The organism is Streptomyces sp. NPDC085866, from assembly GCF_044541035.1.
Lineage (GTDB): Bacteria > Actinomycetota > Actinomycetes > Streptomycetales > Streptomycetaceae > Streptomyces.
This window is the reverse complement of the sequence record NZ_JBITSQ010000011.1, coordinates 98427-113032: the sequence shown is the minus strand read 5'-3', so window position 1 is coordinate 113032 and position 14606 is coordinate 98427. Positions and strand designations below refer to the sequence as shown.

15 protein-coding genes are annotated in these 14606 nt (G+C 68.8%); 6 read left to right on the top strand and 9 right to left on the bottom strand.

Going from position 1 to position 14606, the window contains the following annotated elements:
• Positions 1 to 46 precede the first annotated feature (46 nt).
• The 5 genes from ACIF83_RS27685 (at position 47) to trxA (ending at position 4925) form a co-directional block, all read left to right on the top strand.
• Positions 47 to 1744: a serine/threonine protein kinase gene (locus ACIF83_RS27685; protein WP_399730875.1), complete on the top strand. Its 1698-nt coding sequence runs from the start codon at positions 47 to 49 to the stop codon at positions 1742 to 1744.
• A gap of 22 nt (positions 1745 to 1766) precedes the next feature.
• On the top strand, positions 1767 to 2492 hold the full coding sequence (gene sigM / locus ACIF83_RS27680) for an RNA polymerase sigma factor SigM (protein WP_393474718.1): 726 nt from the start codon (positions 1767 to 1769) through the stop codon (positions 2490 to 2492).
• Positions 2489 to 3418 carry an anti-sigma factor family protein gene (locus tag ACIF83_RS27675; RefSeq protein WP_393474720.1) on the top strand — a complete coding sequence of 310 codons (930 nt, stop codon included), beginning with the start codon at positions 2489 to 2491 and terminating at the stop codon, positions 3416 to 3418. Before sigM ends, ACIF83_RS27675 begins: the two co-directional genes overlap by 4 nt.
• 170 nt (positions 3419 to 3588) lie before the next feature.
• Entirely contained in the window at positions 3589 to 4554 is a 966-nt protein-coding gene (trxB, locus tag ACIF83_RS27670; RefSeq protein WP_393474723.1) for a thioredoxin-disulfide reductase, read from the top strand.
• A gap of 41 nt (positions 4555 to 4595) precedes the next feature.
• The gene (trxA, locus tag ACIF83_RS27665) at positions 4596 to 4925 is read left to right on the top strand and encodes a thioredoxin (protein WP_393475384.1); all 330 of its coding nucleotides are present in this window, start codon (positions 4596 to 4598) and stop codon (positions 4923 to 4925) included.
• A 77-nt stretch (positions 4926 to 5002) separates the two neighbouring features.
• Here trxA and ACIF83_RS27660 read toward each other — a convergent pair whose 3' ends face one another.
• From ACIF83_RS27660 to rpmH, 9 genes are all read right to left on the bottom strand, one after another.
• Positions 5003 to 5620 carry a GNAT family N-acetyltransferase gene (locus ACIF83_RS27660; RefSeq protein ID WP_398138736.1) on the bottom strand — a complete coding sequence of 206 codons (618 nt, stop codon included), beginning with the start codon at positions 5618 to 5620 and terminating at the stop codon, positions 5003 to 5005.
• Positions 5621 to 5939: 319 nt separating this feature from the next.
• Positions 5940 to 7040 (bottom strand): ParB/RepB/Spo0J family partition protein, encoded by a 1101-nt coding sequence (locus ACIF83_RS27655; RefSeq protein WP_393474729.1) that lies wholly within the window; start codon positions 7038 to 7040, stop codon positions 5940 to 5942.
• Complete coding sequence (locus ACIF83_RS27650) at positions 7037 to 8110, bottom strand: ParA family protein (protein ID WP_094218891.1); 1074 nt, start codon at positions 8108 to 8110, stop codon at positions 7037 to 7039. Before ACIF83_RS27650 ends, ACIF83_RS27655 begins: the two co-directional genes overlap by 4 nt.
• 309 nt (positions 8111 to 8419) lie before the next feature.
• Positions 8420 to 9136 carry a 16S rRNA (guanine(527)-N(7))-methyltransferase RsmG gene (rsmG, locus tag ACIF83_RS27645; protein ID WP_393474732.1) on the bottom strand — a complete coding sequence of 239 codons (717 nt, stop codon included), beginning with the start codon at positions 9134 to 9136 and terminating at the stop codon, positions 8420 to 8422.
• A gap of 117 nt (positions 9137 to 9253) precedes the next feature.
• A complete protein-coding gene (locus ACIF83_RS27640) occupies positions 9254 to 9766 on the bottom strand; it encodes a protein jag (protein ID WP_393474735.1) in 513 nt (170 codons plus the stop codon).
• A gap of 15 nt (positions 9767 to 9781) precedes the next feature.
• Positions 9782 to 11062: a membrane protein insertase YidC gene (yidC, locus tag ACIF83_RS27635; RefSeq protein WP_399730869.1), complete on the bottom strand. Its 1281-nt coding sequence runs from the start codon at positions 11060 to 11062 to the stop codon at positions 9782 to 9784.
• 3 nt (positions 11063 to 11065) lie between these two features.
• Entirely contained in the window at positions 11066 to 11431 is a 366-nt protein-coding gene (yidD, locus tag ACIF83_RS27630; protein WP_393474741.1) for a membrane protein insertion efficiency factor YidD, read from the bottom strand.
• A complete protein-coding gene (gene rnpA / locus ACIF83_RS27625) occupies positions 11428 to 11799 on the bottom strand; it encodes a ribonuclease P protein component (protein ID WP_393474744.1) in 372 nt (123 codons plus the stop codon). The genes yidD and rnpA overlap by 4 nt, the downstream gene beginning before the upstream one ends.
• A gap of 21 nt (positions 11800 to 11820) precedes the next feature.
• Entirely contained in the window at positions 11821 to 11958 is a 138-nt protein-coding gene (gene rpmH, locus ACIF83_RS27620) for a 50S ribosomal protein L34 (protein WP_005482975.1), read from the bottom strand.
• Between the two features lie 374 nt (positions 11959 to 12332).
• On the opposite strand from rpmH, the gene dnaA reads away from it, so the two are divergent.
• Positions 12333 to 14312, top strand: a complete 1980-nt coding sequence (gene dnaA, locus ACIF83_RS27615; RefSeq protein ID WP_399730864.1) for a chromosomal replication initiator protein DnaA — start codon at positions 12333 to 12335, stop codon at positions 14310 to 14312.
• Positions 14313 to 14606 lie beyond the last annotated feature (294 nt).

Genomic DNA, 14606 nt, shown 5'->3' with positions numbered 1-14606 from the left:
ATTCGGCGTCGGACAGCGTGCAACGGATGGGGAGGCAGGGACGACGGTGGCGGAACGGAGCACGGCTGCCGTCGACGTGGCAGACAACAGCGGCGAGCAGCCGCTGACCGCCAAGGCGGACCAGTCCACGGCCGACGGGGTGGCCCAGAACCCGGAGCGGGACACGGACAGCGAGAGGCAGGGGAGCGGCGGGACGGACGGTCACGGAAAGAAGGCCCCACCGCCTGAACTGCACAGCGGTCACAAACTCGCCAGACGCTACCGTCTCGAGGAGTGCGTCACCCGTCTGGACGGATTCAGCAGCTGGCGTGCGGTCGACGAGAAACTCCGTCGCGCCGTCGGCGTCCACATCCTGCCCGCGGACCATGCGCGGGCCCGGTCGGTACTGGCCGCCGCGCGTTCCTCGGCGCTGCTCGGCGATCCGCGCTTCGTCCAGGTCCTGGACGCCGTCGAGGAGAACGACCTCGTCTACGTCGTGCACGAGTGGCTGCCCGATGCCACCGAACTGACCGCGCTGCTCGCGGCCGGCCCACTGGAGCCGCACGACGCGTACCAGATGGTCAGTCAGGTCGCCTCCGCCATGGCCGCCGCACACCGCGAGGGCCTCGCCCATCTGCGGCTGAACCCGAACGCCGTCCTGCGTGCCTCCACCGGTCAGTGGCGGATTCGCGGCCTCGCCGTGAACGCGGCGCTGCGCGGCATCAGTTCCGACACCCCGCAACGCACCGACACCGAGTCGATCGGCGCCCTGCTGTACGCGGCGCTGACCCAGCGCTGGCCGTACGAGAACGACGCCTACGGCCTGTCCGGCCTGCCCAAGGACATCGGCCTGATCGCCCCGGACCAGGTGCGCGCCGGGGTCCACCGTGGCCTGTCCGAACTCGCCATGCGCGCCCTCGTCAACGACGGGGCCACCGCGTCCCGGCACGAGGCTCCGTGCACGACGCCGGAGGAGCTGGTCAAGGCGATCGGCGAGATGCCCCGCATCCGCCCGCCGGAGCCGGCGTTCACGGCCCCGCCGGAGTACCAGCGCACGACGTACCAGCAGGGCACGTACGGCCGCCCCGCAGCGCACCACGGTGCCACGCAGCCGATCTCGGCCCCGCCGCCCCCGCTGCAGAGCCGCACCGGCAAGGCTCTGAAGTGGGCTGTCTCGGCGCTCCTCATCGCCGCGCTGGGCCTGGGCAGCTGGCAGCTGGCGGACGCCCTGATGGGCCAGGGCGGCAAGCCGGACGACACCAACAAGACGCAGGTTCAGGACGGCGGCGACAAGGGCCCGAAGAAGCCGACCGCCGGCACTCCCATCCCCATCAAGGGCGGCCGCGACTTCGACCCGTTCAGCGACGACCACTCTGAAAACCCTGACGACATAACGAAGGCCTTCGACAACAGCCCGTCCACCAACTGGGAGACGAGCTTCTACCTGAGCCCGGAGTTCGGCAATCTGAAGCCTGGCGTCGGGATGGTCCTCGACCTCGGCAAGGTCCAGCAGGTCGGAAAGGTGACGATCACCTTCGTCGGGCAGACTTCGGTCGAGCTCCGTGCCGCCAGCGCGGACGCAGGGTCGGAACCGACATCGCTTGACGCCTTTACCAAGGCTGCCAGCGGATCGGGCACGACGGTGGTACTCAAGCCCGACACCTCCCTCAAGACCCAGTACCTCCTGGTGTGGCTGACCAAGCTGCCCTCGGACGGGGGAGACCACTGGCGGGGCAGAGTGGCAGACATCAAGGTGACCAGCTGAGGTCTCCACTCGGGAGGGGCAGATGGCAGAGGGCGCCGGATACGACGGAGTGAGCGACCAGGATCTGCTCGCCCGCCATGTGGAAGGCGACCCCGATGCCTTCGGTGAGATCGTGCGGCGGCATCGGGACCGGCTCTGGGCGGTGGCGCTGCGGACGCTGGGGGACCGGGAGGAGGCCGCTGACGCCGTCCAGGATGCGCTGGTGTCCGCCTACCGGGCCGCGCACACCTTCCGGGGGCAGTCGGCCGTCACGACCTGGCTGCATCGCATCACCGTGAACGCCTGCCTGGACCGGGCCCGCAAGGCCGCCTCCAGGAAGACCGCTCCGGTCGACGACACCGAGCGGCTGGAGCAGTTGCTGGAGCCGCACGAGTCGGCCTCCGCTCCCGCCGAGCGGAACGATGTGCACCGCCAGCTCATCGAGGCGCTCGGCACGCTTCCATATGAGCAGCGTGCGGCTCTGGTCCTCGTGGACATGCAGGGTTACCCGGTGGCCGAGGCCGCCCGGATCCTTGATGTGCCCACGGGGACGGTGAAGAGCCGGTGCGCCCGAGGCCGGGCCAGGCTCCTTCCGCTGCTCACCCATCTGCGGCCCGGAAGCACCGGTGACGAAAAAGAACCCGAGCCGGGACGGAACCGGGTGGAAGGGAAATCCGTCCCACCTGCGTCGGGTCCCCATGACAAGGGTCCCGGACGTACGGGTCCGAGCGATTCAACCGTAGTGAAGGGCGGAGGTGGGCGAGCGTGACTTCCTCGACAGACACGGCCGGGCACCCGGACGTCGCCGAGATCTCCGACCTCACCGAAGGCCTCCTCCCACCGGACCGAACCACTGAGGTACGGCGCCACCTGGACGGGTGCGAGCTGTGCGCGGACGTGCTTGCCTCGCTGGAGGAGATCCGAGGGCTGCTCGGCACCATGCCGGGCCCGCCGCGGATGCCGGCGGATGTCGCCGGGCGTATCGACGCCGCCCTCGCCGCCGAAGCGCTGCTGGCCTCCACCGCACCTGAAGCTCTGGACGCACCCCTCCTCGTTTCCGAAGAGCCGGCCCGCACCGGCGGTCGTGTTTCACGTGAAACATCGGTCCCGTCGGACCGCCCCCTCGGGCGCCCCAGCGGATCTACCGGTCCGGGACGGAAGGGACGCGAGCGCGGCCGACGCCGCAGGACCGTCGCTCTGGGTGCCGTTCTCACCGCCGCCGTCCTGGGGGCCGGGTCCCTTGTCCTTCAGTCGCTCGTCAGCGGCAGCTCCGATACAACGGCTCACGGTCGGCCGACGCCGGCCGCCAGCGCGTTCTCCGGGGACAGCGTGCAGAGCCAGGTGAAGGATCTGCTCGCCACGAAGCAGGGCACGGAGCGGGGCTCCGCGAGCCAGCGGCCACGCTCGGGCATCGGCTCCGAGCAGAACAGCCCCGGGTCCACACAGAGCGCGAACACCCTGATCCAGACCCAGCCCTCTGTTCCCGACTGCGTCCGGAAGGCGATCGACAGCAGCGACGACGTCCTCGGCGCCAAGACCGGCACCTATGCCGGCAGGAATGCCTATCTCGTCGTGATGCCCGACGCCAGCAACAGCACCCGGGTCACGGCCTATGTCGTAGACGCGGACTGCGTCCACCAGGGTCCCTCGTCCGCCGGCAAGGTCCTGCTCAGGCAGTCCCTCCCTCGAACCTGAGTCCGGAGAGGATTCGTCTCCGTCTGTGCGGTCATCCGTACCGTGTGCGATCCCCGTGTGCCCGGACACAGCGGGAATGCGCGCCCCTTAGGATCCGTTGGGTGGGGTGGGAGTTCTGAAAGGGGCTCCCACCGGTCGACTGACGCAGACCAGAGACGAGGAACCAAGCCGTGAGCGACGTCCGTAACGTGATCATCATCGGCTCCGGGCCGGCAGGCTACACGGCGGCGCTCTACACCGCGCGCGCGTCGCTGAAGCCCCTGGTGTTCGAGGGGGCCGTCACCGCCGGTGGCGCGCTGATGAACACCACCGAGGTGGAGAACTTCCCGGGCTTCCGCGACGGCATCATGGGGCCTGAGCTGATGGACAACATGCGGGCGCAGGCGGAGCGCTTCGGCGCCGAGCTGATCCCGGACGACATCGTCTCCGTCGACCTGACCGGTGAGATCAAGACCGTCACCGACACAGCGGGCACGGTGCACCGGGCGAAGGCCGTCATCGTCACCACCGGGTCCCAGCACCGCAAGCTCGCCCTCCCGAACGAGGACGCGCTCTCCGGCCGCGGTGTCTCCTGGTGCGCCACCTGTGACGGGTTCTTCTTCAAGGACCAGGACATCGCCGTGATCGGCGGCGGCGACACCGCGATGGAGGAGGCCACCTTCCTCTCGCGGTTCGCCAAGTCCGTGACGATCGTCCACCGCCGTGACACCCTGCGCGCCTCCAAGGCGATGCAGGAGCGTGCCTTCGGCGACCCGAAGATCAAGTTCGTCTGGGACAGCGAGGTCGCCGAGATTCAGGGCGACCAGAAGCTCTCCGGTCTGAAGCTGCGCAACGTCAAGACCGGCGAGCTCTCCGACCTGCCGGTGACGGGCCTCTTCATCGCGATCGGCCACGACCCGCGCACCGAGCTGTTCAAGGGCCAGCTGGACCTGGACGAGGAGGGCTACCTGAAGGTCGCCGCCCCGTCCACCCGCACGAACCTGACCGGTGTCTTCGCCGCCGGTGACGTGGTCGACCACACCTACCGGCAGGCGATCACCGCGGCCGGCACCGGCTGCTCCGCCGCCCTCGACGCCGAGCGCTTCCTCTCCGCCCTCGCGGACGAGGACAAGGCCGAGGCCGCCGCCACCGTCTGACCTTCCCCTTCCCCCGCCCCACCGCAGAAGATAAGGAACCCATCGTGGCCCTGAAGAGCACGACCGACGCGTCCTTCGACGAGGACGTCCTCAAGAACGACAAGCCCGTCCTGGTGGACTTCTGGGCCGAGTGGTGCGGCCCGTGCCGCCAGATCGCTCCGTCCCTCGAGGCGATCGCCGCCGAGCACGGCGACAAGATCGAGATCGTCAAGCTGAACATCGACGAGAACCCGGGGACGGCCGCCAAGTACGGCGTCATGTCCATCCCGACCCTGAACGTCTACCAGGGCGGCGAGGTCGTCAAGACGATCGTCGGTGCGAAGCCGAAGGCTGCGCTGGTGCGCGACCTCGACGAGTTCATCGCCGAGTGACGTTTCACGTGAAACACGAATGGGCCAACCCCTCTGGGTTGGCCCATTCGTATGAGGCCTTCGGCTGACACCGACCTCTACAGCGGGCGCAGCACCGGCTCCTTCTGTACGGCTCCCAACAGCCGGTCGAGCGCCATCTCCACGTCTTCCTTCCAGGAGAGCGTCGAGCGCAGCTCCAGCCTCAGACGGGGGTGCGTGGGATGCTGCCGGACCGTCTTGAAGCCCACGGCCAGGAGATGGTCGGCGGGCAGCAGACAGGCGGGTTCTCTCCAGCGGGAGTCACCGAACGCCTCGATCGCCTTGAAGCCCCGGCGCAGCAGGTCCTTGGCGACCGTCTGGACCATCACCCGGCCCAGCCCCTGCCCCCGGTAGCCGGGCATGATGAACGCCGTCATGAGCTGGACGGCATCCGGTGAGACCGGACTCGTCGGGAACGCCGTGGAGCGCGGGACGTAGGCCGGCGGTGCGTAGAGAACGAAGCCCACGGGGACGTCGTCGACGTAGACCACCCGGCCGCACGATCCCCAGTCCAGCAGGACGGCGGAGATCCAGGACTCCTTCTCCAGCGCGGAGGTGCCCGCCTTTACCGCGGCTTCGCCGCTGACGGGGTCGAGCTCCCAGAAGACGCACGAGCGACAGCGCTTGGGAAGGTCCTGAAGGTTGTCCAGCGTGAGCGGTACGAGCCGACGCCCCATGAAGGCTGTTCCTCGCTTCCTTCGCCCGCTGCGTCGCGAGCGGCTGTCAGAGCGCTGCGTTCCCTGAGCAGGCTGCCGACGAATCCGCCGACGGCCCCAAGGCCCAGGCCAGCGCTCACCAGTCCGGTGCGGCTCATCGATCGCATGGCCCCTGTCTCCCCACTCAGAGATCCGCCAGGTGGATGCGCCATACCCCATCCGCATCGTATCCACGAAGCGATTCCCTCGATACCTGCCTCAAAGCAAAGAGCGGACCGCGTTCCGGTACACACCGGATGCGATCCGCTCCCCTGCACCCTCCGGCGGGACCGCCGGAGGTTCAGTCGTCCTGCTCCTCGGAGTCGCCGTCGTGGAGACCCTTCTGAAGAACCGGCCCCTCGCCCGGGGCGAGTGAGCCGAGGATCCGCTCAAGGTCCTCCATGGAGGCGAACTCGACGGTGATCTTGCCCTTCTTCTGACCGAGGTCGACCTTCACCCGGGTCTCGAAGCGGTCCGACAGACGGGTGGCCAGTTCGCTCAGCGCCGGGGAGACCCGGGCACCGGCCCGCGGACCCTTGGAGCGCTGGGTCGTCTGGGGCCGCGAACCCATCAGGGTCACGATCTCCTCGACGGCTCGCACCGAGAGGCCCTCGGCCACGATGCGATGCGCCAGCCGGTCCTGCTCGTCCGAGTCGTCGACCGACAGCAGCGCCCGGGCGTGCCCAGCGGAGAGGACCCCGGCGGCGACCCTGCGCTGGACCGCCGGCGACAGCTTCAGCAGCCGCAGGGTGTTGGAGACCTGCGGACGGGAGCGCCCGATGCGGTCCGCCAGCTGGTCGTGCGTGCAGTTGAAGTCCTTCAGCAGCTGGTCGTAAGCGGCAGCCTCTTCCAGCGGGTTCAGCTGCGCCCGGTGCAGGTTCTCCAGCAGGGCGTCCAGGAGGAGCTTCTCGTCATCGGTGGCCCGGACGATCGCCGGGATGGCCTCGAGGCCGGCCTCACGGCAGGCCCGCCAGCGACGCTCGCCCATGATCAGCTCATAGCGGCCGGGACCCAGCTGTCGTACGACGACGGGCTGGAGGAGACCGACCTCCTTGATGGAGGTGACCAGCTCTTGCAGCGCGTCCTCGTCGAAGACCTCACGCGGCTGGCGCGGGTTCGGCGTGATGGCGTCGAGCGGCAGCTCGGCGAAGTGGGCGCCCACCGGAGGCGCGGGAGCCTCTGCGGCAGGGCTCACCGAGGGCTCCTCGGTTTCATGTGAAACAGGCGGCAGGGTGGCCACCTTCGCCGCGGCCACCCCGCGGTCGGTCGTCAGCACCGGGACCGCTGCCGGGGACGTGGGCGTTCCGCTCCCCATCGCGGCCGAAGCCGGGTTCTTCTCGGTCGGGGCAGCAGGAATCAGCGCGCCGAGTCCACGGCCCAGCCCCCTCCGTCGCTCGCTCACTGGATCCCCTCCACCATGCTCGGGTCGTTCTGGGCGCCGATGTGGGCCTGACTGGCGTCATAGCTGATGCCAATGCCCTTCAGCGCGATTTCTCGGGCCGCCTCAAGATAGGAGAGGGCACCGCTCGATCCAGGATCGTAAGTCAGCACCGTCTGCCCGTAGCTCGGCGCCTCGGAGATACGGACCGAGCGAGGAATGCTCGTCCGCAGCACCTCGTCACCGAAGTGGGTACGCACCTCTTCGGCGACCTGCGAGGCGAGACGCGTCCGGCCGTCGTACATGGTGAGCAGGATGGTCGACACATGCAGGGTGGGGTTGAGGTGCCCCCGCACCAGGTCGACGTTGCGGAGCAGCTGGCCCAGTCCCTCCAGCGCGTAGTACTCGCACTGGATGGGGATGAGGACCTCCTGGCCCGCGACCAGCGCGTTGACCGTCAACAGGCCCAGCGAGGGCGGGCAGTCGATGAGGATGTAGTCCAACGGCTGCTCGTACGCCTGGATCGCGCGCTGCAGCCGGCTCTCACGGGCCACCAGGGACACCAGCTCGATCTCCGCACCGGCGAGATCGATGGTGGCAGGGGCGCAGAAGAGGCCTTCGACATCGGGGACGGGCTGAACGACCTCGGCGAGCGGCCTGCTCTCCACCAACACGTCGTAGATGGATGGCACTTCCGCGTGATGATCGATACCCAGCGCCGTGGACGCATTGCCCTGCGGATCGAGGTCGATCACCAGAACGCGGCCGCCGTGCAGAGCCAGCGAAGCGGCAAGGTTGACGGTCGTCGTGGTCTTGCCCACGCCGCCCTTCTGGTTGGCGACCACGATGACTCGGGTCTGCTCGGGGCGCGGCAGGCCTTCGCCGGCGCGGCCCAGAGCCTCCACCGCCAGTTGGGCAGCGCGACCGATGGGAGTGTCGTCCATCGGGGGCGGTGTTTCACGTGAAACATCCGCCCCCATCGACTCGGTACGGGGACCGGGGACCGGATCGGTCATCGGTCCCGCGATGTTGGCGTCGGACCGCACGGATTCACTCTCCTCGACTTCAGGCTCGCAATGAACAGAGCCTCCCATGTCTTCGGGGTCGTGAACCAGTGAGGCCTGGTGTTCTGTGGAGAAATCCACCTCTGTGGACAACTCCGGTGCCTCTCCGAGTGAACCGAGAGGCCTCCGGTCGCGAGGTTCGGCCGCGGCGCGGCCGCGACTGATGATGCCGTGCAGCAGTGAGCGACGTTTCACGTGAAACACGATGCACAGCGACGGCGGCCTGACCTTCGCGACACTCCGGCTTGCGTACGTTTGGCAGCTTGTGTGGAGTACGTCTCGTCGTCAGGGCGGATCAGTGACGCCTGCCTCCAGGGCCGGCAACGCCGATCTCGCGTGTCAGCGACGTCGCCGTGCCCGCCCCGTCCGGGCCGCCTTGGCCCGCTTGGCCGCGAAACGGACACCGCCCGGGCTCTCTCCCACCTCGACCCGTACGACCGTGGACGGGGGATCCACCACGCCCTCGCCCACATGCAGGATGGAGGTCGACACCGCGCCGAGCTTGCTGAGCGCGGTGGCCGCCGACTTCAGCTCTTCCTCGGCAGTGTCCCCCTTGAGCGCGAGCATCTCGCCGTACGGGCGCAGCAGCGGGATGCCCCAGGTGGCCAGACGGTCCAGCGGGGCCACGGCGCGGGCCGTCACCACATGGACCGGCGGCAGCTTGCCCATGACCTCCTCGGCCCGGCCACGCACCACAGTGACGTGATCCAGGCCCAGCAGCTCGACGACCTCGGTGAGGAAGGTGGTGCGCCGCAGCAGGGGCTCCAGCAGGGTGATGGTCAGGTCGTCCCGGACCAGGGCCAGCGGAATGCCCGGCAGGCCGGCGCCCGAGCCGACGTCGCACACCGTCACCCCTTCGGGGACCGCCTCCGAGAGCACCGCGCAGTTCAGCAGGTGCCGCTCCCACAGACGGGGCACTTCGCGTGGGCCGATCAGGCCACGCTGCACGCCCGCCTCGGCGAGCAGCTCCGCATAGCGGACCGCATCGGCGAAGCGATCACCAAACACTTCCCGAGCCTGCTCGGGCGCGGGGGGAAGCTCCGCTGCCTCCGTCACGGGGACCGTCCTTCCGTACAGCGCCGGTGCTTCGCGCACCGGCCACCAGAACTACCAGGCTGACAAAGTTCGGCCCCGTCTGCGGGCAGACGGGGCCGGTGAAACGTGAGGGACCGATCAGGCGGGCAGTACGACGACGAACCGCTGCGGCTCCTCGCCCTCCGACTCGCTGCGCAGCCCGGCGGCCTTGACCGCGTCGTGCACGACCTTGCGCTCGAACGGGGTCATCGGCTTGAGCTTCACGGGCTCGCCGGTGTTCTTGACCTCGGCGGCGGCCTTGGCACCCAGCTCGGACAGCTCGGTGCGCTTCTTGGCGCGGTAGCCCGCGATGTCCAGCATCAGACGGCTGCGGTCGCCGGTCTCCCGGTGCACGGCCAGGCGCGTCAGCTCCTGCAGTGCCTCCAGCACCTCGCCGTCGCGGCCGACCAGCTTCTGCAGGTCGCGGCTGCTGGTGTCGCTGATGATCGACACGGAGGCGCGGTCGGCCTCGACGTCCATGTCGATGTCACCGTCGAGGTCGGCGATGTCCAGCAGACCTTCCAGGTAGTCCGCCGCAATCTCGCCCTCCTGCTCCAGGCGGGTGAGGGTGTCTGCACCCTCGGCAGCAGCGGAGGTGGTGCCTTCCGTCACGGGATGGGCTCCTTCTTACTTCTTGGACGGGGACTTGGGCCGCTGCGGGCCACCCTTGCGCTGGCCGGACTGGGCCTTGCTGCGGGTGCCGGAGCCGGGCTTCTGAGGCTGCTTGGCAGCGGCTGGCTTGGCGTCCTGCGGCTCGTCGGCGTCGGACTTCTCCAGCGAGGTGGTCGACGTCTCGTCGCCCGGCTTGGTCCCGCCGGACTGGCGCTGGGCCTTGGTCTGACGCTTGGGCTGCTGGCGCCGGGCGGCAGCGGTGGTGGTCGCCGTCGTGCCGTCCTCGGTCTGCACCACGGCCTGGCTCTCGCTCTTCACCACGGTGCCGTCGGTCTGGGCCGCGAGGCCCGCCTTGCTCAGGCCGTTGATGAACTTGCGCTCGAACTCATTGCGGTCGCGGCCCTTGGCGACGATCGCCTTGACGATGGTCTTCTCGCTGCGGCGACGGATCTTGCCGTGGTGCGTGACGTGCTTGGTGAGGCGCTCCAGGTAGGCGGCCTGGGCCTTGGAACCCGGGGTCGGGTTGTTGTGGATGACGTACATCTGCTGGCCCATGGTCCACACGTTGGTGGTCAGCCAGTAGATCAGGACACCGACCGGGAAGTTGATACCGAAGACGGCGAACATGATGGGGAAGACGTACATCAGCATCTTCTGCTGCTGCATGAACGGCGTCTTCACCGTGGTGTCGACGTTCTTCGTCATCAGCTGGCGCTGCGTGTAGAACTGCGACGCCGACATCATGACGATCATGACCACGGTCACGACACGCACGTCGACGACCGAGGCGCCCAGAGCGTGGATCGTCTCGGCGCTGTCCTTGAACTTCGCGGCGAGCGGAGCCCCGAAGATGTGCGCCTTACGGGCGCTCTCCAGCAGCGACTGGTTGATGACGCCGATGGTCTGCCCGGACGCGATGCCGTTGAGCACGTGGTACAGGGCGAAGAAGAACGGGGACTGCGCCAGGATGGGAAGGCACGAGGAGAGCGGGTTGGTGCCCGACTCCTTGTACAGCTTCATCATCTCTTCGGACTGACGCTGCTTGTCGTTCTTGTAGCGCTCCTGGATCTTCTTCATCTCGGGCTGGAGCGTCTGCATGGCCCGGGTCGCCTTGATCTGCTTCACGAAGAGCGGGATCAGGCAGATGCGGATCAGAATCACGAGGGACACGATCGACAGGCCCCAGGCCCACCCGGTGTCGGGGCCGAAGATGGCTCCGTACACCGTGTGGAACTGGACGATGACCCAGGAGACAGGTGTCGTGATGAAGCTGAAGAGGCTGGCAATCGTGTCCACTAATCATGCTCCTTGGGCATGGGACGAAGTCTCTGCGGCCGGGCTCGAAGGAAGCTCGGAGTGAGGCTTCTCCTCGATGGCCGGTTCGGCGGCGGAGGTCCCGCCCTTGCGTGCGCGCCAAGCGTTGCGCAGCATTTCGTGCCACCGCGGGCGCTTGCGCGGCGGAACATGGTCCACACCGCCGAGCGACCACGGGTTGCACCGGAGGATGCGCCAGGCGGTGAGTGCCGTTCCCTTGATCGCACCGTGCCGGTCGATGGCTGTGTAGCCGTAATGGGAGCACGACGGGTAGTACTTGCACACCGGCCCCAGCAACGGACTGATCGTCCACTGGTACAGCTTGATCAGAGCCAGCAGCGGGTACTTCATCGCGCGCCCCCTCCCAGCAGCCGCTCGAGGGCGGCATCCAGGTCTCGGGCCAGCTGTGCGTGGTCTGCGTCGCCCGCTCCGGGCAGCGCTCGTACGACTACCAGGCTACCGGGGGCAAACAGGGCGACTCGGTCACGCATCAGGTGGCGCAGTCTGCGCTTCACTTTGTTGCGCACGACCGCTCCACCCACAGCCTTGCTCACGACGAAACCCGCACGCGTCGGGGGAGCGCTCTCCCCTGGCGCGTGCGGGTCCGTGGCACCGCTACGAAGGTGGACGACGAGAGTCGGGCGGCCTGCCCGACGACCCCGTCGTACCGCGGTCGCGAAGTCCTCGCGCCGCCTCAGCCGATGCTCGGTAGGCAGCACGACGTCATGACCTGATCAGGATCAGGCGGACAGGCTGGCGCGACCCTTGCTACGGCGGTTCGCGAGAATCGCGCGGCCGGCACGGGTACGCATCCGCAGGCGGAAGCCGTGGGTCTTCGCGCGACGACGGTTGTTCGGCTGGAAGGTGCGCTTGCTCACTCGGGGGCTCCAGAAATCAAATCGGTGGTGGCGGGTGCCGTCCTGGCTGTCACCGTGCGCCCACGAGTAGCTCGCGTCACGCCCGAGTGCACCGCTTCCCGATCACCTGACGTGACCTGTGCCCTTCGGAGGCAGGCGGCAGCAGCCATCGACAACTCGACCTGGTTACGGTACGCGGGGCTACGCCATCCGGTCAAACCGGGGTGCGCCGAGAGACACTATCCACAGGCTGGGGACAACAACTTGAACCGTACCCGCCGCGCTGACTACCGTGGCTGGACTCCGATTCGTTCCCTTATCCCCGCCCGACCCGATTTTCATCCCGACCCGTCCCACAACCACACGTTCGTGGGACCTGTGAGAGAGCGTGCCCTGTGGCTGACGTACCTGCCGATCTTGCCGCAGTGTGGCCACGAGTACTCGAGCAGCTCCTCGGTGAGGGCCGCGGACAGGGTGTCGAGGCGAAGGACGAGCACTGGATCCGACGCTGCCAGCCGCTCGCGCTGGTCGCCGACACCGCTCTGCTCGCCGTACCGAACGAATTCGCGAAGAACGTACTGGAGGGCCGTCTCGCGCCGATCGTCAGCGAGACCCTGAGCCGCGAGTGCGGCCGCCCCATCCGCATCGCGATCACCGTGGACGACTCCGCGGGCGAGCCGCCGGCCCCGCAGGCGCCCCCTGCCCAGCCGCAGCGGCAGCCGCGCTACGAGGAGCCGGAGCTGCCCTCCGGACCGTACGAGGGCTACGGCCGGCACCGTGCCGCCGAACCGCTCCCGGGCAGCGAGCCGGCCTCCCGCGGGGACCAGCTGCCGACCGCCCGGCCCGCGTATCCGTCCGAGTACCAGCGGCCCGAGCCCGGCGCCTGGCCGCGGCCCGGACAGGACGAGTACGGCTGGCAGCAGCCGCGCCTCGGCTTCCCCGAGCGCGACCCGTACGCCTCGCCGTCCCAGGACTCCTACGGCTCCCCGGGGCAGGACACCTACGGCTCGCCGTCCCAGGACTACCGCCCGAAGGGCATGGAGCGACCGTCGTACGACCAGCAGCGCGGCGACTACGACGCCCCGCGCCCGGAGTACGACCGACCGGACTACGACCGTCCGGACTATGACCGCTCGGAGTACGAGCGCCCGGACTACGACTCTCCGCGCGCGGAGTACGACCAGCGCGACCCCGTCCGCCGTGAGCGGCCCGACCAGTCGGCCGGGGCCGGCCCGGTGCACCGCGGCGGCCCCGGCCGCCCGGACCTGCCGCCGGCCGGCGGGAGCGGTGTGCCCGGTTTGCCGGCCGCGAAGCCCGCGCCGGCGAGCGGTCCCGGTGAGCCGACCGCGCGCCTGAACCCGAAGTACCTCTTCGACACGTTCGTCATCGGCGCCTCCAACCGGTTCGCGCACGCGGCCGCGGTGGCCGTCGCCGAGGCGCCCGCGAAGGCGTACAACCCCCTGTTCATCTATGGGGAGTCGGGGCTCGGCAAGACGCACCTGCTGCACGCGATCGGGCACTACGCGCGCAGCCTCTACCCGGGCACGCGCGTGCGGTACGTCAGCTCCGAGGAGTTCACCAACGAGTTCATCAACTCCATCCGCGACGGCAAGGGCGACAGCTTCCGCAAGCGCTACCGCGAGATGGACATCCTGCTCGTCGACGACATCCAGTTCCTCGCGGACAAGGAGTCGACGCAGGAGGAGTTCTTCCACACCTTCAACACGCTCCACAACGCGAACAAGCAGATCGTGCTCTCCAGCGACCGGCCGCCCAAGCAGCTGGTGACGCTGGAGGACCGGCTGCGGAACCGTTTCGAGTGGGGTCTGATCACCGACGTCCAGCCGCCCGAGCTGGAGACGCGCATCGCGATCCTGCGCAAGAAGGCGGTGCAGGAGCAGCTCAACGCCCCGCCGGAGGTACTGGAGTTCATCGCCTCCCGGATCTCGCGGAACATCCGTGAGCTGGAGGGCGCGCTGATCCGGGTGACGGCGTTCGCCTCGCTCAACCGGCAGCCGGTGGACCTGGGCCTCACCGAGATCGTCCTCAAGGACCTGATCCCCGGGGGCGAGGACTCGACTCCCGAGATCACCGCGTCGGCCATCATGGCGTCGACCGCCGACTACTTCGGTCTCACGGTCGACGACCTGTGCGGCACCTCTCGCGGCCGCCAGCTGGTCACGGCCCGCCAGATCGCCATGTACCTGTGCCGTGAGCTCACGGATCTGTCCCTGCCGAAGATCGGCGCGCACTTCGGCGGCCGCGACCACACGACCGTCATGCACGCGGACCGGAAGATCCGCGCGCTGATGGCCGAGCGGCGCTCGATCTACAACCAGGTGACCGAGCTGACGAACCGCATCAAGAACGGCTGACGGCAGCCGCAGGCAGGCACTGAGGGCGCTCTCGGGAGGACATCCCGAGGGCGCCTTTTCGCGTCCGGGCAGCCTCTCTCGCGTCCCCGGCGGCCGTTCTCCGGGTCCGGGTCCTCTGGCAGCCGCTCCCACTTCCCCGGCGGCCGATCTTCGCGACCCTGGCCGCCGTTCTTCGGATGCCCGGCGGCCGATCTTCGCGCCCCCGGCCGACCGTCCTCCGCATCCCCGGCCGACCGTCCTCCGCGTCCCAGGCAGCCGTCGGCACCCGTCATCGCCTCCTGCCGACGGCTCATC

What these genes read in the sequence shown, in the direction of transcription:
- sigM (WP_393474718.1), top strand. Translation starts at nt 1,767, where the DNA reads ATGGCAGAGGGCGCCGGATACGACGGAGTGAGCGACCAGGATCTGCTC.
- ACIF83_RS27660 (WP_398138736.1), bottom strand. Translation starts at nt 5,620, where the DNA reads ATGGGGCGTCGGCTCGTACCGCTCACGCTGGACAACCTTCAGGACCTT.
- ACIF83_RS27650 (WP_094218891.1), bottom strand. Translation starts at nt 8,110, where the DNA reads ATGGGAGGCTCTGTTCATTGCGAGCCTGAAGTCGAGGAGAGTGAATCC.
- yidD (WP_393474741.1), bottom strand. Translation starts at nt 11,431, where the DNA reads ATGAAGTACCCGCTGCTGGCTCTGATCAAGCTGTACCAGTGGACGATC.